Annotated in this window: 19 protein-coding genes; 7 read left to right on the forward strand and 12 right to left on the reverse strand. The window is 66.5% G+C overall.

All coding sequences use genetic code 11. From position 1 onward, the window contains the following. Positions 1–24 precede the first annotated feature (24 nt). The gene (gene glnA, locus J2X98_RS16710) at positions 25–1,449 is read right to left on the reverse strand and encodes a type I glutamate--ammonia ligase (protein WP_307310386.1); all 1,425 of its coding nucleotides are present in this window, start codon (positions 1,447–1,449) and stop codon (positions 25–27) included. Between the two features lie 283 nt (positions 1,450–1,732). Here glnA and J2X98_RS16715 point away from each other — a divergent pair, with 283 nt between their 5' ends. Then, positions 1,733–2,170 (forward strand): RDD family protein, encoded by a 438-nt coding sequence (locus tag J2X98_RS16715; RefSeq protein WP_141940893.1) that lies wholly within the window; start codon positions 1,733–1,735, stop codon positions 2,168–2,170. A 93-nt stretch (positions 2,171–2,263) separates the two neighbouring features. Here the strand turns inward: J2X98_RS16715 and J2X98_RS16720 are convergent, their stop codons facing one another. The 4 genes from J2X98_RS16720 to lipB form a co-directional block, all read right to left on the reverse strand. Beyond that, a complete protein-coding gene (locus J2X98_RS16720) occupies positions 2,264–2,617 on the reverse strand; it encodes a DUF3817 domain-containing protein (RefSeq protein ID WP_307310390.1) in 354 nt (117 codons plus the stop codon). A gap of 117 nt (positions 2,618–2,734) precedes the next feature. Beyond that, positions 2,735–3,487, reverse strand: a complete 753-nt coding sequence (locus tag J2X98_RS16725) for a DUF4191 domain-containing protein (protein WP_141940895.1) — start codon at positions 3,485–3,487, stop codon at positions 2,735–2,737. An 88-nt stretch (positions 3,488–3,575) separates the two neighbouring features. Next, positions 3,576–4,595 carry a lipoyl synthase gene (gene lipA, locus J2X98_RS16730; RefSeq protein ID WP_141940896.1) on the reverse strand — a complete coding sequence of 340 codons (1,020 nt, stop codon included), beginning with the start codon at positions 4,593–4,595 and terminating at the stop codon, positions 3,576–3,578. Then, positions 4,592–5,260, reverse strand: coding sequence for a lipoyl(octanoyl) transferase LipB (gene lipB / locus J2X98_RS16735; RefSeq protein WP_307310395.1), 669 nt, complete (start codon positions 5,258–5,260; stop codon positions 4,592–4,594). The genes lipA and lipB overlap by 4 nt, the downstream gene beginning before the upstream one ends. Before the next feature lie 136 nt (positions 5,261–5,396). On the opposite strand from lipB, the gene J2X98_RS16740 reads away from it, so the two are divergent. Continuing rightward, positions 5,397–7,046 carry a serine/threonine-protein kinase gene (locus tag J2X98_RS16740; protein ID WP_307310397.1) on the forward strand — a complete coding sequence of 550 codons (1,650 nt, stop codon included), beginning with the start codon at positions 5,397–5,399 and terminating at the stop codon, positions 7,044–7,046. Between the two features lie 144 nt (positions 7,047–7,190). Here the strand turns inward: J2X98_RS16740 and J2X98_RS16745 are convergent, their stop codons facing one another. Then, positions 7,191–8,093, reverse strand: a complete 903-nt coding sequence (locus J2X98_RS16745; RefSeq protein ID WP_307310400.1) for a TIGR01777 family oxidoreductase — start codon at positions 8,091–8,093, stop codon at positions 7,191–7,193. A gap of 73 nt (positions 8,094–8,166) precedes the next feature. On the opposite strand from J2X98_RS16745, the gene J2X98_RS16750 reads away from it, so the two are divergent. Continuing rightward, entirely contained in the window at positions 8,167–11,739 is a 3,573-nt protein-coding gene (locus tag J2X98_RS16750) for a S41 family peptidase (RefSeq protein WP_307310403.1), read from the forward strand. Positions 11,740–11,814: 75 nt separating this feature from the next. On the opposite strand, the gene J2X98_RS16755 is transcribed toward J2X98_RS16750, so the two are convergent. From J2X98_RS16755 to J2X98_RS16775, 5 genes are all read right to left on the reverse strand, one after another. Further along, on the reverse strand, positions 11,815–12,243 hold the full coding sequence (locus J2X98_RS16755; protein WP_307310405.1) for an OsmC family protein: 429 nt from the start codon (positions 12,241–12,243) through the stop codon (positions 11,815–11,817). A 136-nt stretch (positions 12,244–12,379) separates the two neighbouring features. Beyond that, positions 12,380–12,751 carry a hypothetical protein gene (locus J2X98_RS16760; protein WP_307310407.1) on the reverse strand — a complete coding sequence of 124 codons (372 nt, stop codon included), beginning with the start codon at positions 12,749–12,751 and terminating at the stop codon, positions 12,380–12,382. Positions 12,752–12,900: 149 nt separating this feature from the next. Beyond that, positions 12,901–14,682 (reverse strand): 2-oxoglutarate dehydrogenase, E2 component, dihydrolipoamide succinyltransferase, encoded by a 1,782-nt coding sequence (gene sucB, locus J2X98_RS16765; protein WP_307310410.1) that lies wholly within the window; start codon positions 14,680–14,682, stop codon positions 12,901–12,903. A 114-nt stretch (positions 14,683–14,796) separates the two neighbouring features. Continuing rightward, the gene (lpdA, locus tag J2X98_RS16770; protein ID WP_141940904.1) at positions 14,797–16,179 is read right to left on the reverse strand and encodes a dihydrolipoyl dehydrogenase; all 1,383 of its coding nucleotides are present in this window, start codon (positions 16,177–16,179) and stop codon (positions 14,797–14,799) included. A 254-nt stretch (positions 16,180–16,433) separates the two neighbouring features. Beyond that, complete coding sequence (locus J2X98_RS16775; protein ID WP_307310413.1) at positions 16,434–17,969, reverse strand: leucyl aminopeptidase; 1,536 nt, start codon at positions 17,967–17,969, stop codon at positions 16,434–16,436. A 256-nt stretch (positions 17,970–18,225) separates the two neighbouring features. On the opposite strand from J2X98_RS16775, the gene J2X98_RS16780 reads away from it, so the two are divergent. The 4 genes from J2X98_RS16780 to J2X98_RS16795 all read left to right on the forward strand — a co-directional run bounded on the left by J2X98_RS16780 (position 18,226) and on the right by J2X98_RS16795 (position 23,613). After that, on the forward strand, positions 18,226–19,164 hold the full coding sequence (locus tag J2X98_RS16780) for a proteasome assembly chaperone family protein (RefSeq protein ID WP_141940906.1): 939 nt from the start codon (positions 18,226–18,228) through the stop codon (positions 19,162–19,164). A 52-nt stretch (positions 19,165–19,216) separates the two neighbouring features. Beyond that, positions 19,217–20,563 (forward strand): MFS transporter, encoded by a 1,347-nt coding sequence (locus J2X98_RS16785; RefSeq protein WP_141940907.1) that lies wholly within the window; start codon positions 19,217–19,219, stop codon positions 20,561–20,563. 102 nt (positions 20,564–20,665) lie between these two features. After that, on the forward strand, positions 20,666–21,982 hold the full coding sequence (locus tag J2X98_RS16790; protein WP_307310415.1) for a DUF4192 family protein: 1,317 nt from the start codon (positions 20,666–20,668) through the stop codon (positions 21,980–21,982). Positions 21,983–22,287: 305 nt separating this feature from the next. Beyond that, positions 22,288–23,613, forward strand: coding sequence for an RNA polymerase sigma factor (locus J2X98_RS16795; RefSeq protein WP_307310416.1), 1,326 nt, complete (start codon positions 22,288–22,290; stop codon positions 23,611–23,613). A gap of 171 nt (positions 23,614–23,784) precedes the next feature. Here J2X98_RS16795 and J2X98_RS16800 read toward each other — a convergent pair whose 3' ends face one another. Then, complete coding sequence (locus J2X98_RS16800) at positions 23,785–24,006, reverse strand: DUF7455 domain-containing protein (protein ID WP_018761086.1); 222 nt, start codon at positions 24,004–24,006, stop codon at positions 23,785–23,787. Positions 24,007–24,169: the final 163 nt, after the last annotated feature.

A 24,169-nucleotide genomic window follows, 5' to 3' on the forward strand; every position in this document is an offset into this window, starting at 1 on the left:
CAGTCCTGCGGGGCAGGCTGGAGACTAGACGCCGTAGTAGAGCTCGAACTCGTAGGGGTTCGGGCGCAGGGACAGCGGGCGGATCTCGTTCTCGTACTTGTACCCGATCCAGGTGTCAATGAGGTCCTGGGTGAAGACGCCGCCGGCCTGCAGGAACTCGTTGTCCTCGCGCAGGGCCTCCAGGGCCTCCTCGAGCGTGCCCGGAGCCTTGGGGATGTCCTTTGCTTCCTCGGCGGGGAGCTCGTAGAGGTCCTTGTCGATCGGAGCCGGGGGCTCGATGCGGTTGCGGATGCCGTCGATGCCGGCCATCAGCTGGGCAGCGAACGCCAGGTACGGGTTGGAGGAGGGGTCCGGTGCGCGGAACTCGATGCGCTTGGCCTTCGGGTTGGAGCCCGTGATGGGGATACGGATACCGGCGGAGCGGTTGCCCTGCGAGTACACCATGTTGACCGGAGCCTCGAAGCCCTTGACCAGGCGGCGGTAGGAGTTCACCGTCGGGTTGGTGAACGCCAGGACGGCGGAAGCGTGCTTCAGCAGGCCGCCGATGTACCAGCGGGCGGTGTCGGACAGGCCGGCGTAGCCCTTCTCGTCGTAGAACAGCGGCTCGCCGCCGTTCCACAGCGACTGGTGGCAGTGCATGCCGGAGCCGTTGTCACCGAAGACCGGCTTCGGCATGAAGGTGACGGACTTGCCCCAGGCGTCAGCGGTGTTCTTGATGACGTACTTGAACTTCTGCAGATCATCGGCAGCGTGGGTCAGGGTAGTGAACTTGTAGTTGATCTCGGCCTGGCCGGCGGATCCAACTTCGTGGTGGCTGCGCTCAACCTCAAGGCCGGCTTCGTCCAGTGCCACACACATGGCGTCGCGCAGGTCAGCCTGCTTGTCCGTGGGGGAGACCGGGAAGTAACCGCCCTTGACCGGGGTCTTGTAGCCCAGGTTGCCGCCCTCTTCCTCGCGGCCGGTGTTCCAGTGGGCTTCCTCGGAGTCGATCTTGTAGAAGCTGCCCTGCGGGGAGGACTGGTACTGGACGTTGTCGAAGACGAAGAACTCGGCCTCGGGGGCAAAGAATGCGGTGTCGGCGATGCCGGTGGAAGCCAGGTAGGCCTCGGCCTTCTCGGCCACGCCGCGCGGGTCGCGGTGGTAGGGGTCACCGGTGCGCGGGTTGACGATGGAGAAGTTCAGCGCGAGGGTCTTTTCCATGCGGAAGGTGTCCAGGAACGCGGTGGTGACGTCCGGGATCAGCTGCATGTCGGATTCGGCGATGCCCTGGAAGCCGCGGATGGACGAACCGTCGAAGAGCTGGCCGTTGACGAAGAAGTCGGCGTCAACACTCTTGGCGGGGACGTTGAAGTGCTGCTGGACGCCCGGAAGATCGGTGAAGCGGATATCGACGAACTTTACATCTTCGTCCTTGATGAACTTGAGGACTTCGTCCGCAGTCTTGAACATCTATGCTCCTAACGCATATGTAAATATCTGGCATGCAAGCCACATGATCCAGCGCAATCCAAAAGCAGGGAGAACGCTTGTTTTCCCTGCTGTGTGTACCTGCCGGGGGATTGCTTGAAACTGCTAACAGACTATGGATGCGGCATTTCCCGTCCGTGTCCGCATTGTTTCGGGCAGGTTACAGATCACCCTGCTATGACCACGCTATCTTCCGTCCACAGTGCGGTCGAGTCCCATCCACACTGTGGGCGCGCTGCGTCCGGCGGCTCGGTAAGCTTGGACAGTGGTAGATCGCAAAGATATCGGGTCCTGGCTCACCGGACCGGACACTTCCGGCATTTCGAAATATCCCGGTGAGCGGCTGGGCCTTCCCGAGTCCGGCCCCGGCTCCATCGCCCGCGCAGGACGCAGGATCGCGGCGATCATGATCGACTGGGGCATCGCACTGCTGATCAGTAACTTCGCTTTCGGCGGGGACTCCTGGGCCACCCTTGCTGTCTTTGCCATCGAGCAGATCCTGCTGGTGGGAACCCTGGGCTACAGCATCGGCCACCGCGTCATGGGCATCGCCGTGATCAGGCCGGGCGGCGGCACTCCGGGTCCGCTCGCGGCACTGGTCAGGGCAGTTCTGCTGTGCCTGGTCATTCCCGCCGTGATTTTCGATCCCGACCAGCGTGGTCTCCACGACAAAGCGATGAACACCCTCCTCATCCGCCGCTAGCAGCAGGACCGCCTCTTAGGTGCCGCGCGGTCTTCCGGCAGTTCGCAGCGACGCCAGGGCAAGATGTCGTAGAAGGTTCTTAGCCCGGCAGGCCTATGCCCGGCTGGGCTCGAGGTCGGCTTCCACACTCTCTGCCCCGGAGGCAGCCAGGTACCCCCGCCGCCCGGCCCAGCGCTCGAACAGGATGGTGGCGAAGGGAAAAACGGCGGAGACTCCAGCCAGCACGGCCACCAGGAACGGCCAGCGCTGGAGGCGCCAAAGCAGCAGTGCAGTCACCCCGTAGGCGATGAACAGCGCACCGTGGACGGGCCCGGCAATCTGGACGCCAAGTTCCGTGGTGCCCGCAATCCACTTCAGGTACATCCCTGCCAGGAGCGCGGCCCAGCTGCATGCCTCCGCCACCGCGAGGATGCGGAAGGCGCGGATGGTCGGTGTCTTCGAGGGCATGGTCACGTCCCGTCGTTGTCGGTGAGCGGCTTGGGTGCGGAAGTGCGTCCGGGAGCTGTCCGGGGCAAGAAAAACGCCCCGGTGGCCGGCTGTGCCGGTACCGGGGCGTCCTGGTGGCTAACGCCCGCGGTTGGGACGGGCCTTGTACGGGTCGATGCCCTTGGGGATGGGAAGCCTGGTGCCCATGGATGCGATGCGCTTGGAAACCGTGCTTACCTCGAGCTTGGTCAGTTCGTTCTTCATCTTGCCCATCTGCTTGGCAACCTGGCTCAGGGGTACCTGGCCTTCGCCGCGCCCGGTCTGGATGGTGTGGACGGGAACGTTGGGCAGGATTCGCGCCAGGCGCTTGCGCTCGGCATCCAGCAGCGGCTTCACCCGGTGGGTAGGGCCTTCACTGACCAGGACGACGCCGGGACGGCCGACGGCGCGGAACACGGCATCCTGCGTGCGCGGGTTCACAGCGACGGGCTGCTCCTCGGTGATCCATCCCCGGCGCAGCGTGCCCAGGGCAGCGCCCGAAGCTCCCGGCTGGTCTTCGATCTGGGCGAATGCGGCGCGCTCGGCACGACGCGAGAGGATGAAGGTGGCCGCCAGCAGGCCCAGCGGAATGCCGATGATGAGGCCCGTGATCCAGTTGTCCAGCAGGAAGCCCACCAGGAAGCTCACAGCCACCACACCCAGGAACACCAGCAGCATCAGCCACGGAACCATGGGATCGTGGCGGCGGGTCATGGTGAAGACCTCGCCGATCTGCTTGAGCCTGCTGGGCTTCTTGGCCTTTGCTTCCTTGGGTTTGCGCGTGAACATGCTGCGCTTCACCGCGCTTGAGCCCGCGGAGGAGGAGTTGCTGGAGTCAGGGGATTTCGCCATAGTGCCTCAATTCTACGTGACTTAAACCAAACGGCCGGACGCCGGAATCTTCCGGTGTCCGGCCCTTGGGCACTTCACGGATTGCGGGTCAGGAGTGTGCTGCCAGGAGGGTGGCGGCTTCCTGGCGGGTGGTGCCGGAGTCTTGGATGCCGTCGGCGATGTGGGCGAGTTCGGCGGGGATGTCGCGTCCTTTTTTGCGCATGGCGGTGGCCCAGAGGCGGCCGGCGCGGTAGGAGGAGCGGACCAGGGGGCCGGACATGACGCCGAGGAAGCCGATTTCTTCGGCTTCGTGCTGGAGGTCGACGAATTCCTGGGGTTTGACCCAGCGGTCCACGGGCAGGTGCCGTTCGGAGGGGCGCAGGTATTGGGTGATGGTGATCAGGTCGCAGCCGGCGGCGTGGAGGTCGCGGAGTGCTTCGCTGATTTCTTCGCGGGTTTCGCCCATGCCCAGGATGAGGTTGGATTTGGTGACCATGCCCAGGTTCCGGCCCTGGGTGATGACGTCCAGGGAGCGTTCGTAGCGGAACGCGGGGCGGATCCGTTTGAAGATGCGGGGCACGGTTTCGACGTTGTGCGCGAAGACCTCCGGCTTGGAGTCGCAGATCGCTTTGATGTGGTCGGGGTTGCCGGAGAAGTCGGGGATGAGCAGTTCGACGCCGGTGCCGGGGTTCAGTTCGTGGATCTTGCGGACGGTTTCGGCGTAGAGCCAGACGCCTTCGTCTTCGAGGTCGTCGCGGGCGACGCCGGTGACGGTGGCGTAGCGCAGGGCCATGGATTGGACGGAGCGGGCCACTTTGGTGGGTTCGAACCGGTCCAGGGGTGAGGGTTTGCCGGTGTCGATCTGGCAGAAGTCGCAGCGGCGGGTGCATTCGGAGCCGCCGATCAGGAAGGTGGCTTCCTTGTCTTCCCAGCATTCGAAGATGTTGGGGCAGCCGGCCTCTTCGCAGACGGTGTGCAGGCCCTCTTTCTTGACCAGGTTCTTCAGGCCGACGAACTCCGGGCCCATCTGGACCTTGGCCTTGATCCACTCCGGCTTGCGCTCCACCGGAACCGCAGCGTTGCGCTGCTCGATCCGCAGCATCTTCCGGCCTTCAGGTGCCAATGTCACAGTAGAGCTCCTTCAGGGCTCGAAACCAATGCTTCTTCATGTTTGCGGAATTCCGCCACAAACCTGTCCACGATGTCCGCAGGCCGGATGTCGTGGCCCGTTTCCAGTGACATCGTGGTAACCCCGGCGTCGGTGATGCCGCAGGCAATGATCTGTCCGTAGGGCGCGAGGTCGTTGCTGCAGTTGATGGCGACGCCGTGCATGGTGACGCCATTCAGGACCCGGATGCCGATCGCTGCGATCTTGCGGTCCGGGCCCTTGGCGTCGGCCTTGATCCATACGCCGGCTCGCCCCTTGATGCGCTCAGCCTTGATGCCGTAGTCCGCCATGACGGTGATCATGATCTCTTCAAGGCGCTCCACGTAATCCCGGATGCCGGAACGGTTCTTCAGCTTCAGGATGGGGTAGGCCACCAGCTGGCCGGGGCCGTGCCAGGTGAGCTTGCCGCCGCGGTCCACGGGCACGACCGGCGTTCCGTCGAACGGGCGCTCATGGTCCTCGGTGAGCTTGCCTGCCGTGTAGACGGCCGCGTGCTCCAAAATCAGGACGGTGCTGGGGGCAGTTCCGGCAACAACTTTGTCATGGAGCCCGCGCTGGGCGTCCCAGCCTTCCATGTAATCAACGAAGTCAGGGGCAAGACCCAGCTGTGAAAACTCAAGAGTCATGGCATCCAGCTTAGACCCCGCAGGCGCGCCAGCCCGGTTTAGTGTCCAAGCTCACCGCCTGCCCCCTTTATGACTGCGGCAGCCGGGCCTGTGGATAACTTCTGCAGCATCCTCGAAACTCGGCTAGACATGGACCATGGACGATGCACAGGCGCCGGAAGTCCCCGGTTACGACGTCGGCCGGCTGTTGGGCAGGGGCGGCAGTTCGGACGTGTGGCTGGCCAGGGAACAAGGCAACGGAAGGGATTACGCGCTGAAATGCTTCCGGGTGGAAGGGCCAGGTACATGGGGCAGTACCGGCATGGCGGAGGAGGGCATCCGGCGGGAGATCCGGATCCTTTCGGCCCTGGACCATCCGCACCTGGTCAAGGTGCACGATGCGGTGCGCACGGGAGAGGGTGCCAAGGGCACCGCGCTTGTTATGGACTACGCGGCCGGCGGGTCGCTGGCGCAGTTGGTCTGCGCCCGCGGCAAGCTCAGCGTGGGGGAGACGGTCACGGTCCTCACGCCCATTGCCCAGGCCCTGGACTACCTTCACGGCAAAGGCTTCACGCACTCTGACGTGTCGCCGGGAAATGTTCTGTTTACAGGGCAAGGCAAACCCCTGCTGTCCGACGTCGGAATTGCCCGGATGCTCGGCGACCCGGGCGGCAGCGGACGCGGGGGTACGGCCGGCTTCCTGGATCCTTCACCCGTTGACGCTGTCCGGGCCGGACTCCAGCCGGAACGCGACATCTACTCGGCTGCAGCGCTGGGGTGGTTCTGCCTGACCGGTGCAGCACCCGGCCGCACTGCCGACCGTCCCCCGCTGTCCCTTCTGGTTCCCGGCGTGCCGAAGGAGTTCGCCGCGGCCCTGGAAGCAGGGCTAAGCGAGGACCGGCGGGTTCGCCCGGGCGCGCTGGCGCTTGCGACGGCCGTCTACCGCAGCGCCGAGGCGCAGCCGGTGGACCTCTCCGGCTCCGTCCATCCAACCGTCCTGCCTGAACTGCTGACCCGGCGGCATATTCACGATGAATCAAAGCGCAGGGAATTCCCGGTGAAACTCCGGGCCCTGCGCCGCCGGGCGGCGACGGCCAGATGGAACAAGCACCCCAAACCGGCGGCCGCAGTCCCCGGGATCGCCGGGCCTGCGGCGGCAAAAGCGGCGGCAGGCCGGGGCAAACATGCCGGCGAACAGGTTGCCGGGCGAAGAAGGCGGATGTTGCTGCGGTCAGTCCTGCCCTCCGTTGCCGCAGCTGTGGCGGGGCTCCTGCTGCTGTCCGGAGCCACCGGGGAGCGGATGTGGACGGGCAGCGGGGATGCCGGTCCGCCGCCGGTACCCGCCACGCCCAGCGGTGCTGTTCCGGGCGGGGAAACCGGGCCCGGTTCTCCGCTTGGCGATGCAAGGCGCCAGGCCCATGCTGACGACCCTGCCCTGGCCGTCCGCGGGCTTGCGGCACTGCGGGACTACGCCTTCAGCAGCGGCAGGCTGGAGCTGCTGGCAGACGTGAACGTGCCCGGGTCCGCGGCGGCTGCGGCAGATGAACGGATCGCCGCGGCTTTGCGCCCTTCCGGGCACCGCCTCGCCGGATTCACCAGCACCCTCTCCGGCGTGGCCGCGGATGAGGGGGAAACCGGCAGCCGGGCGGTGGTCAGGGTGGTGGCCGCCACCTCCGGCTACAGCACGACCGGCGGCGGGGGCAACGTCGTGGCCACGGGTGCGGCTACCGGGCCGCAGCCGCTGCGCCTGGTGCTGGTCCGCCTGGACGGCGAGTGGCGGGTCAGCGACATCCTGCCGGGCCTGTGACGTGTGCAGGGCTGTGACGTTGAAGGCAACGGTTGAGCCGGCGCCATATTGCCGCCGCCCGTCGGATGGCCCGTGCGGTCCTGGTCCTTGGCCGTCAAGCAGTACTTGGCAGCCGACGGCGTCCTGCTACAGGGTGCCTTCCTTCTACATCGTGCTTTCCTTGGCGGTCACCCAGCGTGCAGCCTCGTCCAGGCTGCCGTGCTGCCAGCGGAATCCGGCCGAGCACAGGACCGCGGGCTCCATGCGCTGGCTGTGCAGCAGAAGCTCGTCGCCAAGTCCGGGCATTACCGTGCGCAGCACCGGTGCAGGAACACGCAGCACCGCTGGCCGGTGCAGGGCGTGCGCGAGTGCCCCGACGATGGTATTGACGTCCGCCTGTTCCGGGGCGCTCACGTTGACCGGGCCGGAAACCGCCGAGCCGAGGAGGAACAGGAAGGCGGCGGAAACATCCGGCAGTGTGACCCAGGGCCAGAACTGGCGGCCATTGCCGAAAGGACCGCCAACTCCCAGGCGCATCAAGGGAAGCAGCTTTCCCAGCGCGCCGCCGGAACGGCTGAACACCACCCCTGTCCGGGGCATGACCACCCGCACCCCGGCCGGCGCCCCCAAGGCCGCCTGCTCCCATTCAACACAAATCTGCGCCAGCGTTCCCGTGCCCGGAGGAGCGTCCTCCCGCAGGACGGTGCTGCCGGCGTCCCCGTAATAGCCGGACGCCGATTGGCTGATGAAGGTCGCGGGGGGGCTGTCCAGCTTCGACATGGCCTGCACCAGCGTCCTGGTGGGTTCCAGCCGGGAGCTGAACAGCTCCTCCACGCGCTTCCGGGTCCAGGGCCTGTCACCGATACCGGCACCGGAAAGGTTCACCACGGCATCAGCGCCGGCAAGCACAGAGGGGTCCAGAACGCCGGCCGCCGGGTCCCAACGGACTTCGTTTGAACCGGCAGGGGGCCTCCGGACCAGGGTCACCACGGAGTTGCCGGCGTCGCGGAAGGCTGCGGACATGGAGGTGCCGATGAGCCCGGAGGCGCCGGCCATGACGATGTGCATGGTCCATCACACCACGGCGGCGCCCGTTCTGTACGTCCCGCGGGGCAGGGGAGGGGTTGACTATGATCGAACGATGACCTCTTCGAGCTACTTCCGTTTCCCGCATTTGCACGGTGACCTGGTCACTTTCGTGGCCGAGGACGATGTGTGGATCGCACCCCTGGACGGCGGCCGGGCCTGGCGTGTCTCGTCGCTCCAGCTTCCTGCCCGCAACCCCCGTTTTTCCCCGGACGGCAAGCGGCTGGTATGGACAGTTGTCCAGGGAACGGCGCCGGAGGTGGTGTCGGCACAGGTGGACGGCGGCGGTTACCGGCAGCTCACTTACTTCGGCCACAGCACAACGAAGGTCAAGGGTTTCACCGCCGGTGGTTCCGTGGTGGTCACCAGTGCGTTCCGCCAGGCCGAAAGCCGGCACACGCATGCCTACAGCGTGCCCCTCGAGGGCGGCTGGGCCCAGGAACTCCCGTATGGCCCGGTCGAATCCGTGGCCTATGGGCCCGAGGTGGGCGACGAACGCCCGGTGGTCCTGGCGAGCGTGTTGTCCCGGGAACCGGCATGGTGGAAGCGGTACCGCGGCGGAACGGCCGGGAAGCTGTGGATCGACCGCGACGGCAACGGTGAGTTCGAGCGCCTGCTGCCGGACCTTGACGGCAACCTCACCGACCCCCTGTGGGTGGACGGCCGAATTGCCTTCCTGTCCGACCACGAGGGCTACGGCAACCTGTACTCAGTGCTCCCCGACGGAAATGACCTTCGCCGGCACACCGACCACCAGGACTTCTACGTCCGCCATGCCGCCACAGACGGCAAACGGGTCATCTTCGAATCCGCCGGCGAACTCTGGGTGCTCCGGGATCTCGCCTCAGACGCCGTGAAGCCGGACATCACCCTGGGCTCCGCCTCACAGACCAGGCGTCCCGCCCCCCTCGACGCTGCCAAACACCTCGGCGCAGTAGCACCGGATGCCGCTGGCGCGGCCAGCGCCGTGGAATCGCACGGGACCATCCACTGGCTGCGGCACAAGGACGGACCGTCCCGGATCATCGAGGCAACCCCCGGCGTTCGTGGGCGGCTGCCCCGGCCGTTGGGCGATGGGCGGATTGCCTACATCGCGGACCACGACGGTGTCGAGGCCCTGCACATCAAGGACATTGCTGCTCCCGTCCAGCACGCCGCCGCACGGGTCGAGACAGAAGCCGGCAACGCCGGCTCCCCTTCCGGGACCGCCGTTTCGGCAGCTCCTTCTTCCGGGGACGCGGAGCAGGCCGAAGGAACCGAAACGGTCAGCCTGCCGCAGCCGGTTCCCGCATCCGGGGCCGCGGTCCTCGCAGGGACCACCACCCACGTTCCGGCAGACGACGACCAGCAGGCAGATGTTGCTCCGCAGGCCACCGCTCCGGCGGCCGAAGCCCAGGCACTGACAGGACAGGCACCGCTGGACCTGTCACCTGGCGCGGGGGACCGGACGGCGGTCAGTGTGGCGACACCGTCGCGGCCGAGCTCACTGGAAGCAAGCCCGGACGGCAAATGGCTTGCCCTGGGCACTTCCTTTGGCGACGTGTACGTGGTGGACACCCGCACAGGTGACCTCAGCCAGGTGGCCAGCATCGGTGAAGGCAGCATCTCCGAGCTGGCCTGGTCGGCCGACTCCCGGTGGCTGGCGTGGTCGGAGCCGGTCACGTCCTTTGGCTCGCGCAGCCGGCTTCGCCTCGCCACGGTGGAGCAGCTGGACGCCGCGCCCGTCGATGTCACCGATGGCCGCTTCCGCGATGCCTCCCCGGCCTTCACTCCGGACGGCAAGTTCCTCGCCTTCCTGTCCAACCGCAGTTTCGACCCCGTGTACGACGGGCACTCGTTCGACCTTTCCTTTCCCAGCCCCATCAAGCCGTACCTGGTGGCACTCGCGGCCGATACGCCGTCGCCCTTTGGTCCCTCGGTGGATCCTGCAGGAGGGGAGCCGGTCGCTGATACCGACGGCGAACGGCCGGAGTCGGCCGAGCAATCCGAAAACGGGGTGCCCGCCGTTCACGTTGACGCGGAGGGCCTGGCGCACCGCGTGATCGGTGTTCCTGTCCCGCAAGGCAACTACAGTTCGCTGAAGGCCGTTGACGGCGCCCTTCTCTGGCTGGACTCGGTCCTGGCCGGCGTGACCGGCGACGGCAAAGCCAGCCAGGAGGACAAGGACGCCCGGCCCGCCCTGGTCCGCTACGACATCGCACGGCGCAAACAGGCCACGCTGGCAGACGCCGTGGACAGCTACCGGCTCTCCGGCGACCGCAGCAACGCCGTGCTGGTGTCCGACAAGCAGGTGACGGTTATCCCCACGGACGCCAAGGCAGACGAGGAATCCGGCAAAGTGGTCAAGGTGGACCTGGGCCGGGTCCGCGTCCTGCTGGACCCGCTCAGCGTCTGGGGCCAGGCGTTCGACGAAGCCTGGCGGCTGCAGCGCGACTTCTTCTGGACCGAGGACATGGCCGGGCAGGACTGGGACTCCATCCACGCCCGCTACCGCCCCATTGTGGAACGGCTCGGGTCGCATGATGATCTGGTGGACCTGCTGTGGGAACTGCACGGCGAACTGGGGACGTCACACGCGTACGTACGGCCCGCCGCGGTTACCGAACGTGGCAGCCGGGGACAGGGCAGGCTGGGCGCCGACCTTGCACACACCGCCCGCGGCTGGGAAATCACCCGGATCCTGGCCGGTGAGTCCTCCGATCCGCTGGCCACCTCACCCCTCACCAGGCCCGGCGTCGGTGCTAAAGCCGGGGACGTCCTGCTGGCCATCGACGGCGTCCCGCTGTCGGAAACCGTCACCCCGGCCATGCAGCTGGTGGGCGCGGCGGGCCGGGCAGTGGAACTCACCCTCCTCAATGGTCCCGGGCACGCTGCTGCCGAAGGCACCCAGCGGCGCGTCGCCGTCGTGCCTGTCAAGGATGAAGAGCGCCTGCGGTACCAGGAATGGGTTGCCGGCAACCGCCGGACGGTCCGCGAGGCCTCCAACGGAACCTTCGGCTACCTGCACATCCCGGACATGATGGCCAACGGCTGGGCGCAGCTGCACCGCGACCTCGATACGGAGACGGCGCTGGACGGCCTCATCGTGGACGTGCGCCGGAACCGCGGGGGACACACGTCCCAGCTGGTCGCCGAACTGATTGGCCGCAAGGTCACCGGCTGGAGCATGCCGCGCGGGGAAAAGCCGCGCACCTACCCGCACCACGCGCCGAGGGGACCGGTGATCATCCTCGCGGACGAGTTCGCCGGCTCGGACGGCGACATCATCACGCAGGTGTCAAAGCTGCGGGGCATCGGCCCGGTGATCGGAACGCGCACCTGGGGCGGCGTGGTGGGCATCGACAACCGGTTCTCGCTGGCCGATGGCACCGGCGTCACCCAACCGCGCTATGCGAACTGGTTCGGCGGCGGTGTGGGCTGGAGCGTGGAGAACTACGGCGTCGATCCTGACATCGAGGTCACCTACCCGCCGCACGCCTACGCCGCGGGCCGCGATCCGCAGCTGGAGTATGGCATCGGCGCGCTGAAGGAAATGATCCAGGAACTGCCCACCGACCGTCCGCCGGCCCGCTCCGGCTACCGGAAGCTGTTGCCCGAACCCCTGCCGGCGCGGCCGCAGGGAAGCTAGGCAACAACAAAGGCCCTGCCTTTCCGGAATGATCCGGGATGGCAGGGCCTTTGTTGTTGGATGCGGCGCTGCGGCCTAGGACTGCAGGGTTGCGTCGAGGGTGATCTCAATGCCGGCAAGGGCCTGCGACACGGGGCAGCCCTTCTTGGCGGCCTCGGCGATGCTCTGGAAATCCTCCTGCGAGATGCCGGGGATCCGGGCGTTGAGGGTCAGGTGGCTGCCGGTGATGCCGGTGCCGGGTTGGAAGCCGACCTCGGACTTGGTGTTGATCTCTTCAGGCGTGAAGCCGGCCTGGCTGAGTTCATGGCTGAAGGCCATGGAGAAGCAGGCGGAGTGGGCCGCGGCGATCAGTTCTTCGGGGCTGGTTTTTCCGCCGGCGGCTTCCGTGCGGGCCTTCCAGGTCACATCGAAGGTACCAAGGCCGGAGCTGTCCAGAGTGGTGTTGCCCGAGCCCTCGGTCAGGCTGCCGGTCCATACGGTGTGGGCGTTGCGTGTTGTAGCCATGTCTCTCCTCAACGTCGATTCGATCCGGGCCCGGCATCCGCTGCCGGGCCCACCGTTGTCCATCCTAGGGACCAGCTTCTCCCGGCGCACCGGTTGTCCGCTCTCAGAGGATTATGACCGCCCACTGACGGGGTGGTTACTGCCAGATGGTGGCGATGGCGATGTTCACCAGCGCCAGGCCGCCGACGCTGTGCGCGAGCCCGGTGGAGACGGGCTGCCCGTTCTTGACCTTGCGGGTGCCAATAATGGCCAGGGCGGCGACCACCACGGCGATGACGAACTTGATGCCCAGCTTGACGTAGTTGAGTTCTTCGAAGTGCGCGGGATCCTGATTGTGCAGGACCGGCAGGATCCCCATCATGGCAATGCCCGTGAGGAGCTGCAGGAAAGCGCCGTCCCGCTGGCGGGGGTGCACGGTGGGCGTCCGCATTGTGGCGATCCAGTAGCCCACGATCATGGCGGCGCCGACGACATGGAGGAACACCAGGATGTTGAGGAGAATAGTCATGGCTCCAGCTTAGCCAGTCTGTTCTACAGCGCGTAGCAAAGCCACGCGGTGAGCGCACGGGGCCGACGTGGCTAAACGACAACGGCGGCCCCCGGCCTGGTGTGGTTTCCCACCCGTGCCGGGGCCCGCCGTCGTTGGTCCTGCGGAGGTTAGAGTCCCAGGTCCGCTTCGAACGCGCCCTCTTCGAGGCGTGCCTTCAGGGTCTGGAGGAACCGGCCTGCGTCGGCGCCGTCCACCAGGCGGTGGTCGTACGTCAGGGACAGGTACATCATGGAGCGGATGGCGATCGAGTCGTCACCGTTCTCGTCAGACACCACCACGGGGCGCTTGACGATGGCACCGGTGCCCAGGATGCCCACCTGCGGCTGGTTGATGATCGGGGTGTCGAACAGGGCGCCCACCGAACCGATGTTGGTGATGCTGAACGTGCCGCCGGACAGCTCGTCCGGGCCGATCTTGCCGTCGCGGGTGCGGGACGCTACGTCGGCGATCTTGCCGGCCAGCCCGGCCAGGTTCAGGTTGCCGGCGTCGGCGATGACCGGGACCAGCAGGCCCTTGTCGGTGTCGACGGCGATCGCCAGGTGTTCGGCGTTGTGGTAGGTGATCTCCTGCTTTTCCTCGTCGTATGCAGCGTTGAGCTTGGGGTGCTGCTTGAGGGCCTCGGCCACGGCCTTGGCGATGAAGGGCAGGAAGGTCAGCTTGGTGCCGTTCTGGGCCTGGAAGGAGTTCTTGGCACGGGCGCGCAGCTTGGCGACCTTGGTCATGTCCACCTCGTGGACCTGCGTGAGCTGGGTGGATATTTCCAGCGACTCGCGCATGCGCCGGGCGATGACCTGGCGGATGCGGGGAGCCTTCTGCGTGGTGCCGCGCAGCGAGGAGGCAGCTGCACCGGATGCAGCAGGAGCCGACGCGGCCGGGGCTGCTGCCGGCGCCGCAGCGGGAGCGGCCTTGGCTTCAGCGGCGGCAATGACATCCTGCTTGCGGATGCGGCCGCCAACACCGGTGCCGGAGAGCGAAGAGATGTCCACGCCGTGCTGGTTGGCCAGCTTGCGGACCAGGGGGGTGACGTAGCCGGACTCGGAACCACCGGCCGGGGCGGCTTCCTGGGCTGCGGGGGCAGCCTGCTGGGCGGGCGCGGCCTGGGGAGCCGGGGCAGCCTGCTCCGGAGCCTGCTGGGCCGGAACTGCCTGGGCGGGAGCGGTCTGCGCAGGGGCTGACTCTGCCGGTGCCGGCCTGGGGGCTTCCTGCTTGGGAGCCTCCTGCTGCGGAGCGGCCGGCGCGGCCTGGGGTGCTGCGGCAGCCGGGGCGCCGGAACCGATGACGGCGAGCACGGAACCGACTTCTGCGGTCTCGTCCTCGTTGACCCGGATTTCCTGCAGGGTGCCGGCAACGGGGGAGGGAATCTCGGTGTCCACCTTGTCGGTGGAAACTTCCAGCAGCGGCTCATCCACCTCGACGGAGTCGCCAACGGCCTTCAGCCAACGGGTGACGGTGCCTTCGGTGACGCTCTCGCCCAGTGCGGGGAGGGTGACCTCGTGGCCTTCGCCGCCGCCTGCGGCCGGAGCCTCTGCAGCCGGAGTTGCTGCGGGTGCCTGCTGGGCGGGAGCTGCTTCAGCCGGCGCTTCCTGGGCCGGCGCTTCCTGGGCCGGTGCGGCCGCGGGTGCTTCTTCGGCCGGCGCGGAACCGCCGCCGGAGCCGTCGCCGATGCGCACCAGCGGTGCGCCTACCTCGGCGGTCTCGTCTTCAGCCACCAGGATTTCTTCAATCACGCCAGCTACAGGAGAGGGGATTTCAGTGTCTACTTTGTCGGTGGAGACTTCGAGCAGCGGCTCGTCCACCTCTACCCGGTCACCTACCTGCTTGAGCCAGCGGGTGACGGTTCCTTCGGTGACACTCTCACCGAGGGCGGGCAAGTTAACGGATTCAGACATGTCGTCCCCGTTCTCCTTATTGATCTTTAGTGCGAATGATTGCTGCCTTGTTGGAAGCCTAGTGCACCCGGTCTGCGCGACCGGGTGCACCGGGCCTGGTAATGCTGGGGGGAACTAGCCGTGCAGCGGCTTGCCGGCCAGCGCCAGGTGGGCTTCGCCGAGGGCTTCGTTCTGGGTGGGGTGGGCGTGCAGCAGCTGCGCCACGTCCTCCGGGTAGGCTTCCCAGTTCACGATCAGCTGGGCCTCGCCCACCTGCTCGCCCATGCGGGCGCCGATCATGTGGACGCCCACCACGGGGCCGTCCTTCTGGCGGACCAGCTTGACCAGGCCGGACGTGCCCAGGATGGAGCTCTTGCCGTTGCCGGCCAGGTTGTACTCCTGGGTCTGCACCTGGTCTTCGCCGAACTTTTCCTTGGCGGCCTTCTCGGTGTAGCCAACGGTGGCGATTTCAGGCTCGGAGTAGGTGACCTTGGGGATGTTGATGTCCTCGACGACCACCGGCTTCAGGCCGGCGATTTCCTCGGCCACGAAGATGCCCTGCTGGTAGCCGCGGTGCGCCAGCTGAACGCCGGGGACAATGTCGCCCACAGCGTAGATGTTGCCCACGCCGGTGTGCAGGCGCTCGTTGGTGATGACGAAGCCGCGGTCGATAGTGATGCCCGCTTCCTCGTAGCCGAGGTTTGCGGTGACGGGGCCACGGCCCACGGCGACCAGCAGCAGGTCGGCTTCGAAGGTCTTGCCGTCCACCAGGGTGACCTTGACGCCGTCGTCATTCTGCTCCACGCCCTGGAAGAACACGCCGGTGGAGAACTTGATGCCCCGCTTCTTGAAGGCACGCTCGAAGTTCTTCACGATCGTGGCGTCCTCGTTGGGAACGAGGGAGGGCAGGCCTTCGACGATGGTGACGTCCACGCCGAACGACTTCCAGACCGAGGCGAATTCGACACCGATGACGCCGCCGCCGAGGATGATGGCGCTCTTGGGGATGAAGTCCATGGTCAGGGCCTGGTCGGAGGTGATGACCTTGCCGCCGATTTCCAGGCCCGGGAGGGTGCGCGAGTAGGAGCCGGTGGCCAGGACGATGTTCTTGCCCTTGTACGCGGTCCCGTTCACCACGACGGTGTCGGTGCCCTGCAGCTTGCCTTCACCCTCGATGACAGTGATGCCCTTGGACTTGATGAGGCCCTGCAGGCCCTTGTACTTGCCGGCGATAATGCCGTCCTTGTACGCGTTGACGGCGTTGATGTCGATGCCGTCGAGGGTGACGTTCACGCCGTACTTGGCGGAGTCACGGGCGTGGTCGGCCAGCTCTGCTGAGTGCAGCAGGGCCTTGGTGGGGATGCAGCCGTTGTGGAGGCAGGTGCCGCCCAGCTTGCCCTTCTCCACGAGGCCGACGGTGAGGCCGAGCTGTACCGCACGCAGGGCCGCAGCGTATCCGCCGCTGCCGCCACCGAGTACCAGGATGTCGAATTCTTGCGCAGTTGCCTGATCGGCCACTAAAACGCTCCCTCGCGTGAACGATGACGCGATCAGCGCGCATCATCTGGTCTTGGAACTTGCACTGCCGTGATTATGTCAGCAGGGCAACTCTCTTGCATTTGTGACTACCGTGGTTCACCTTAGCGAACCACCTATCCATGCTCCACCTTGGCGCTGCGTTTGTGGAGCGCTTGTGTCCAGTGTCACGCGGCTCTGTGGCACAGGAATCACCTGCGCCCAAGAGCCGCGTGGCACCGGTTGCCGCGGTGTGGCTAGGCCGCCGGGGCGGCGTCCGCCAGGATGTCCTCCACGTAGGCGACGAGGGTACGCACCGTGCAGCCTGTGCCCTGCTTGTGCGTGTAGCCGTAGGGGCTGCCGTTGTTAAAGGACGGTCCTGCGATGTCGATGTGCGCCCAGGGAATCTGTTCGCCTGCCTTGTCCTTGCCCACGAACTCGCGCAGGAACACCGCGGCGGTCATCATTCCGCCGTGGCGTTCGCCGATGTTGGCGATGTCTGCGACCTGGGAGTCGAGGGTGGGGCGGAGCTCCTCCGGCAGGGGCATGGGCCAGACCAGTTCGCCGGCACGGTCCGCCGCTGCCTTGAGGGCGCCGGTGACGCTGTCCGATCCCATGACGCCGGCGGTGCGGTTGCCGAGTGCGATCAGCTGGGCGCCGGTAAGGGTGGCGACGTCGATGATCGCGTCAGGGTATTCACGGCTCGCAGCGACGATGCCGTCCGCCATCACCAGCCGGCCTTCGGCGTCGGTGTTGAGCACTTCCACGGTCTTGCCGCCGAACATGGTCAGGACGTCGGCGGGGCGGGAGGCGCCGCCGCCGGGCATGTTTTCGGCGATGCAGAGCCAGGCGGTCGCCTTGACCGGCAGGCCCAGTCCGGCCAGGGCCAGGACAGTGTTAAGGACGACGGCGGCGCCCGCCATGTCGCTCTTCATGTCGCCCATGTTCAGGGCCGGCTTGAGGGAGATTCCGCCGGTGTCGAAGGTGATCCCCTTGCCGACGAGTGCGATCTTTGCGGTGGCCTTGGCGGGAGAGTATTCCACCTTGACCAGGCGCGGCTGCCTTGTGGAGCCCTTGCCCACGCCCATGATGCCGCCAAAGCCTTCCTTCTCAAGGCGCTTCTCGTCCCAAACGGTGACCTTGACGGGCAGCCCTTTGGCGAGATCCCTGGCAGCCTCCGCGAAGGATTCGGGGTAGAGATGGCTGGGCGGGGTGTTGACCAGGGACCGGGTCGCATTCACGGCCTTGGCCAGCAGGCCGGCCCGCTTCAGCGCGGAGTCCACCCCGCCGTTGCCGGCCAGTTCGGTGAAGATCACAGCGTTGCGGACGGGGTCCTTGAGGCCGTCCGTGGAGGACCGGAACTCGGTGAAGGAGTAGGCGCCAAGTGCGGCGCCCTCGGCGACGGCCGCGACGTCCTCCACTGTCGCCGTCGGAAACGCCAGGGTGACCGTGGGCAGGCCGGCCAGCTGCCGGATGGCTGATCCGGCGGCGCGGCGCAGTGCCTCACCCGTCAGGGGGGCGGTGGCCGAAACCTTGCCCACGCCGGCGAGGACAAGGGTGCCGGCACCGGTTTCGGGCAGCCCCGGCAGGCGGACCAGCTGGTCAGCGGCGCCGGTGACGCCAAGGGCCTTGAGTGAGTCTGCCACAGCTTCCGCGGACTTCGCGCTCAACGGGTTGTCCAGCAGTACGGGTCCGTCGGTGCCCTGCCCCACCCCGATGACAACTGCGTCGCTGGGGTTCCTCTTAAGGTCCCGCGAGACGGTACTAAGGTTTACTTCAGTATTCTTGACCACAGGGATGAGTCCTCAATTCTCGAAAACGTTCGGGCAGGGATGCATGTTGGGCGCTCTGCCATGGTGGCCCGGATCCGGCCGTTCCGGACGGTCCCAGGGTGCGTGCAAGCCAGCCTGGCAGGCCAGTTCCGATCGTAGCCCTTACCTCGGGCGGCGAAAGAATTTCCTGAGAGGTGCGCCACACAGGCCGGCGGAATGCCGGCTGCTCCTGCGGCGTTATGAATGATGTCCACCCCAACCCTGAAAGGAACATGCCGTGCTTGAACGGATTTCCGGCTCGCTGCTGGACCCCGACGCGCTCTACGCCAGCAACATCGAGCTGTTCCACAGCCCCGAACTCCAGGGGCTGAACATGGTCATGGGTTTCACCGGGTTCGCCGACGCCGGCCACGTGGTCAAGCAGATCAACACTGAGCTGCTGGACTCCCTCGATGCGCAGCCGGTAGCGGTCTTCGACGCGGACCAGCTGATCGACTACCGCTCCCGGCGCCCGCACCTTAGTTTCGTGGAAGACCACATTCAGGACTACCAGGAGCCCCGGCTGGCGCTGTACCGGCTGGTGGATGGGCTCGGCAAGCCGTTCCTCCTCCTGGCCGGCTTCGAACCCGATCTGCAGTGGGAACGGTTCGCCCGTGCCGTGGTGAACATCGTGGAGAAGCTGGACGTCAACCTGGTCACCTGGATCCACTCCATTCCCATGCCCGTGCCGCACACCCGGCCCGTGGGGGTGACCGTGCACGGCAACCGGCCTGAACTGATCGAGGGCATCTCCGTGTGGAAGCCCACCGTCGAGGTTCCCGCCGCCGTCGGCCACATCCTGGAGTTGCGCCTCGTTGAGGCCGGACGCAACGTTGCCGGCTACGTCATCCACGTCCCGCACTACCTGGCCGAAGCCGAGTATCCCACTGCCGCCGTCGCGGGGCTGGAATACCTGGGGGCTGCGACGTCCCTGATGCTGCCCACCGACCGGCTCCGGGAATCAGGGCGCGAGGTCAGCCGCCAGATCGCCGAGCAGATCGAGGCATCCGAGGAAGTCCAGCAGGTGGTTTCCCGGCTGGAAACCCGGTATGACGAGAAGGCGGACGGCATGGTGCGCCGATCGCTTCTGGCCAACGAAAATGATGAGCTTCCCGACGCCGATGACCTCGGCGCAGCAGTGGAGGCCTACCTGGCAAGGGAGAACCCGGGGCAGTAGTCCTGCGTCACAGCTTCCGGGAAAGCGGCCACCCGCCGGGCATAATGAAGAAGTGACTGCACCCCGCGCCTGGCTTATCTGGACCATTGGAATTTTCGGATACCTGGTGGCCGTGGCGCAGCGGACGTCGTTCGGCGTGGTGGGACTCGAGGCCACGGAGCGCTTCCACGCCACTGCATCCGCCATTTCCTTCTTCACGGTCCTGCAGCTGCTGGTCTACGCCGGACTCCAGATTCCCGTTGGCCTGCTGGTGGACAGGTTCGGTTCACGTGCCATGATCGCGGGCGGCGCAGTCCTGATGGGACTGGGGCAGCTCCAGCTGGCCTTTGCCGAAAGCATTCCCGCAGGAGTCCTCGGCCGCGTCCTGGTGGGGGCCGGCGATGCGATGACCTTCATCTCGGTCATCCGCCTCATCCCGCTGTGGTTCGCTCCCGCCCGCGTCCCCCTTGTCACCCAGCTGACCGGCATGTCCGGGCAACTGGGGCAATTGTTCAGTGTCCTGCCCTTCGCGCTGGTCCTGCACATGTCCGGCTGGACGCCCGCTTTCCTGATGCTCGCGGGGATGTCCGCGCTCGCCGTCGTGCTGGTACTGGTACTCCTGCAGGATGCCCCGCCGGGCACGGAGCGCCCGCACGCGCGCCAGGGGCTCAAGGCCACCGGCGCCTCCCTTGCCCGCGCGTGGCGCCAGCCCGGCACACGGCTGGGCATGTGGAGCCACTTCACCATCCAGTTCAGCGGCACGGTGTTCGCAATGACCTGGGGCTACCCGTTCCTGATCTCCGGGCAGGGCCTGGACGCCGGCACTGTTGCCGGGCTGATGGCGCTGTACGTCGCCGCCGCGATGGCCGTGGGGCCGTTCATCGGCCGGTTCGTCTCGCGGCATCCACTGCGCCGGTCCACTATGGTGCTGCTGATCGCCGCTGCCACTGCCGCCGCCTGGGCCGCGGTGCTCCTGCTGCCCGGGCGGGCCCCGCTGTGGCTCCTGGCCGGACTGGTGGTGGTGCTCGCCATCGGCGGCCCCGGCTCCATGATCGGCTTCGACTTCGCCCGCACCTTCAACCCCGCGCACCGGATAGGCACGGCCACCGGGATCGTCAACGTCGGCGGCTTCATTGCTGCCCTGGTGTCCATCTTCCTGATTGGCCTGGTCCTGGACCTCCTTTACGCGACGGGATTTTCGCAAGGCATCCTGTACGGCCTTGATCCCTTCAGGCTTGCCCTGAGCGTTCAGTTCGTGCTCCTGGCGTTCGGCGCGGCAGCCATCCTGGCCTCCCGCCGGAAGGTGCGCCGGCAAATGGCCGAGCAGGGGATCGTGGTGCCCCCGTTGCGCAGCGCCCTGGCCCGGCAGCGGCGCGAAAGCCTGGCCCGCCGCCGGCAGCCGGCACCAAGCGACGACTGACGTGGCGCCCTTCGTCCCGCACTGTTCCTCCACACAGGCCGTTTGCGCACATAGCTGAGCCCGCGCCTGTCCGGGGAGCATCATGCAGCGGATGCTGAAGCCATGACAGCTTCACAACGACTGATAGTCCGTGGGCCGGAAGACATCCTTGGATTTATTCCGCATTCCCTCGGGTACTGGCCCGCCTCCAGCCTTGTGGCCATGACGCTGCACGGCACAAGGCTGGGGGCCACGCTGCGGCTGGACCTGCCAGGGCTGCAAACGCAGGCCGGCTCCGCCGCGTTCGCCCGCACCGTCCGCCGGTACCTCGAATCTGACCGGGGTGCCGACGGGGCTCTGCTCGCCGTTTTTACCAGCGACGCCGGAATCGTTCCGCCGTCCGACTGCCACCGCCTTATTTCCGTGGTGCAGTCGCATCTGGAACGCGCCGGCATGCCCGTCCGCGATGCCTGGCTGGTGGGCCGGGAGTATTGGCGGGACGCCTGGTGCAACGATGGTTCGTGCTGTCCGCTGCCGGGGCGTCCTGTGCAGGAGATCCAGGACAGCATGCTGAACGCCGAGATGGTGTACCGGGGGAGCAGCGTGGGGCCGGCTCCGGGGGCCGGTGCCGTGGAGGCATCAGCAGGTTCCGCACTGCACGCTGCCGCCGTCCTTGAGGCACAGGCCGGCTGGGAGGAGGAGCTGGGCGGGAGGGCCCGAAGCCGGGCGCAGTTCCACGCCGTTCTCGGCTTCTGGGAGATGCTCCTGGGCCGGGTTGATGGGGCCACCTGGATACCGGACGTTGAACGGGATGGGTTCCTCCGCGCGACGCTGCTCGTCCCCGCCTGGCGCGACGCGGTGATGGTGATGGCCGCGGCGGGCAGGAGCGCAGCGGCTGCGGGCGCAGAACAGTTCGGTCTCTTTACCGACGGGGAAGAGAGCGGCGGCACAGACGTCTCCATGCTGCCGCTGCTGCCGCCGGCGGTTGCTTCCCGGCAGTCGCGGACGCGACTGAAAGCGGTGGGCGGAACCGGCCGCAAGGCGGGCCAGGTCCCGCGGGCAGGGCTGGACCCGGCCGCCCCCGTGTCTGCCTCCGCTCCCGCCGGTTACGGTGACGTCCTGATGGGTGTTGCCCCAAGCGTGCCTGACTGGGCGGGCCTGGACGCGCTGGATGGTGTTCTCCGGGAACTCGCAGTGCCCGGAGGGCCGGCGGCGGCCGCGGCACTGACGGTCCGGGGCTGGGTGGCGTGGTCCCGTGGGCGCGGCTCCTACTCCGCTGCCTACCTGGGCCAGGCCCTTGAGCTCGAGCCCGGATACCGGCTCGCGGAGCTGTTGCTGAATCTGGTGGGAACGGGGACGCTCTGCGGCTGGGCGGCCCGGAAGGAAGCGGCGTGGCAAAAGTTTCATGACGGTTCCGCCGGGGGACAGGAGACGCCCTAACGGCGGCGGCAGTTCCGGGTGCCGCTCGGGCCGGAACCGGCGGCGCTGCAGGGCTGTTGGATCCGATGGCAGGCCGGGAGGCCGGAAACGGGCAAATCATGAGACAATGGATGCCGAGACCCGGTTGGGTCCGTGTATCGAGTGCTTGTGACAGTCCCCGCAAGGGAACATTACAGCCGCTCCGGGAGTTGTCTTAAGTGACTCTGCCGGCCGTGGTGGCGCTTGGTTTCCACCACGGACTTGACAGGGTCATAGTGGTGTTGCCCGTATGGTGATTCCACAGACCACCGCTAGAAAGGTTTTCTGTGACCCCGTCTTCCACGAAGAAGGATTCCGCCGCCCAGGATGTCTTGTCCCCTGAGGAGAAGCAGGCCGCGACCAATGCCAAGCGGGCAGCTACGCGGGCAGCCAACAAGGCTTCGGCCGGTACGGCTGCAGCGGACGGCAAGCGCGAGCCCAAAAAGCGTGGGCCCAAGCCCGGCGCCAAGGCTGCAGCAGAGGCTGCAGGAAAAGCCGCCGGAGACGTTGACCCGGATGAGGTCGAGGAAGTCGAGGAAGACCTTGACGACATCGTCCTTGAAGGACCGGACCCAGCAGAGGACGCCGATGCCGAGGCAGACGCCGATCCTGCCAAGGCTGCCGCGGGCAGCGGCAAGGGCTTTGTCTACTCCGACGCGGACGACGACGACGCCCCGGTGCAGCAGGTCATGTCTGCCGGTGCCACAGCGGACCCGGTCAAGGACTACCTGAAGCAAATTGGCAAGGTCGCGCTGCTCAATGCCGAGCAGGAAGTGGACCTTGCGCTCCGGATCGAAGCCGGGCTGTTCGCTGAAGAGAAGATCGCCGCCGACGACGGATCCATGGACCCGAAGTACAAGCGCGAACTCGAGTTCATCATCCACGACGGCAAGCGCGCCAAGAACCACCTGCTGGAGGCAAACCTCCGCCTGGTGGTCTCGCTGGCCAAGCGCTACACCGGCCGTGGCATGCTGTTCCTGGACCTGATCCAGGAAGGTAACCTGGGCCTGATCCGCGCCGTGGAGAAGTTCGACTACACCAAGGGCTTCAAGTTCTCCACCTACGCCACGTGGTGGATCCGCCAGGCCATCACCCGCGCCATGGCCGACCAGGCCCGCACCATCCGTATCCCCGTGCACATGGTTGAGGTCATCAACAAGCTGGCACGCGTCCAGCGCCAGATGCTGCAGGACCTGGGCCGCGAACCCACGCCTGAAGAGCTGGCGCTTGAACTGGACATGACCCCCGAAAAGGTTGTCGAAGTCCAGAAGTACGGCCGTGAACCGATTTCGCTGCACACGCCCCTGGGCGAGGACGGCGACTCCGAGTTCGGTGACCTGATCGAGGACTCGGAAGCCGTTGTTCCGGCTGACGCCGTGAGCTTCACCCTCCTGCAGGAGCAGCTGCACTCGGTACTGGATACCCTCTCCGAACGCGAGGCCGGCGTGGTTGCCATGAGGTTCGGCCTGACCGACGGACAGCCGAAGACTTTAGACGAAATCGGAAAGGTCTACGGCGTCACCCGCGAACGCATCCGCCAGATCGAGTCCAAGACCATGTCCAAGCTCCGCCACCCCTCCCGGTCGCAGGTGCTTCGGGACTACCTGGACTAAGCCTGTCCGCAGGAACAGCCGGACGGTATAGAAGGGGCCGTTCCGGAACCACCATCGGGTGGTTCCGGAACGGCCCTTTCTTTCAGGAGAGACGGCGGAGGTCCTTAAACGCCTGCGGGACCCTTCCGTGGTGGAAGGGTCCCGCAGGGTTAGTTGTTACCGATGCCTCATCTAGTCGATTTCCACGGGAGCTTTCTCGTGAAGCTTTCCCGTCTCGTCGTGCCAGTCGGAGCTCAACGGCTTGAGCGTCGCCTCGACTGCACGGGCGTGGTGGCCGCAGAACAACAGCTCACCGCCGGAGGACTCGAGTACAACCCGGACATATGCCTGAGCTCCGCAACGGTCGCACCGGTCCAGTGCATTTAGTGTGCGGTCTGCCACTGCTGTTGTCATGTCGGCCTCCTTAGTAGATCAGTACATCTATATAACCAGCATTCGTATCCAATCCATCGCAAGGATGGGGCAAGTTCGCTGTGCGCGTATCCGCAAGGTTCAGTCAAGAAATGCCGAGTTCCACCGGTCACGCAGGCCCGTGGCGTGCCGCACAGCGGCCGGA

Source organism: Pseudarthrobacter enclensis (genome assembly GCF_030811655.1).
Taxonomy (GTDB): Bacteria; Actinomycetota; Actinomycetes; order Actinomycetales; family Micrococcaceae; genus Arthrobacter; species Arthrobacter enclensis_A.

What these genes read in the sequence shown, in the direction of transcription:
- glnA (WP_307310386.1), bottom strand. Translation starts at nt 1,449, where the DNA reads ATGTTCAAGACTGCGGACGAAGTCCTCAAGTTCATCAAGGACGAAGAT.
- J2X98_RS16720 (WP_307310390.1), bottom strand. Translation starts at nt 2,617, where the DNA reads ATGCCCTCGAAGACACCGACCATCCGCGCCTTCCGCATCCTCGCGGTG.
- J2X98_RS16725 (WP_141940895.1), bottom strand. Translation starts at nt 3,487, where the DNA reads ATGGCGAAATCCCCTGACTCCAGCAACTCCTCCTCCGCGGGCTCAAGC.
- lipB (WP_307310395.1), bottom strand. Translation starts at nt 5,260, where the DNA reads ATGACTCTTGAGTTTTCACAGCTGGGTCTTGCCCCTGACTTCGTTGAT.
- J2X98_RS16740 (WP_307310397.1), top strand. Translation starts at nt 5,397, where the DNA reads ATGGACGATGCACAGGCGCCGGAAGTCCCCGGTTACGACGTCGGCCGG.
- J2X98_RS16745 (WP_307310400.1), bottom strand. Translation starts at nt 8,093, where the DNA reads ATGCACATCGTCATGGCCGGCGCCTCCGGGCTCATCGGCACCTCCATG.
- J2X98_RS16750 (WP_307310403.1), top strand. Translation starts at nt 8,167, where the DNA reads ATGACCTCTTCGAGCTACTTCCGTTTCCCGCATTTGCACGGTGACCTG.
- J2X98_RS16755 (WP_307310405.1), bottom strand. Translation starts at nt 12,243, where the DNA reads ATGGCTACAACACGCAACGCCCACACCGTATGGACCGGCAGCCTGACC.
- J2X98_RS16760 (WP_307310407.1), bottom strand. Translation starts at nt 12,751, where the DNA reads ATGACTATTCTCCTCAACATCCTGGTGTTCCTCCATGTCGTCGGCGCC.
- sucB (WP_307310410.1), bottom strand. Translation starts at nt 14,682, where the DNA reads ATGTCTGAATCCGTTAACTTGCCCGCCCTCGGTGAGAGTGTCACCGAA.
- J2X98_RS16790 (WP_307310415.1), top strand. Translation starts at nt 20,666, where the DNA reads ATGACAGCTTCACAACGACTGATAGTCCGTGGGCCGGAAGACATCCTT.
- J2X98_RS16800 (WP_018761086.1), bottom strand. Translation starts at nt 24,006, where the DNA reads ATGACAACAGCAGTGGCAGACCGCACACTAAATGCACTGGACCGGTGC.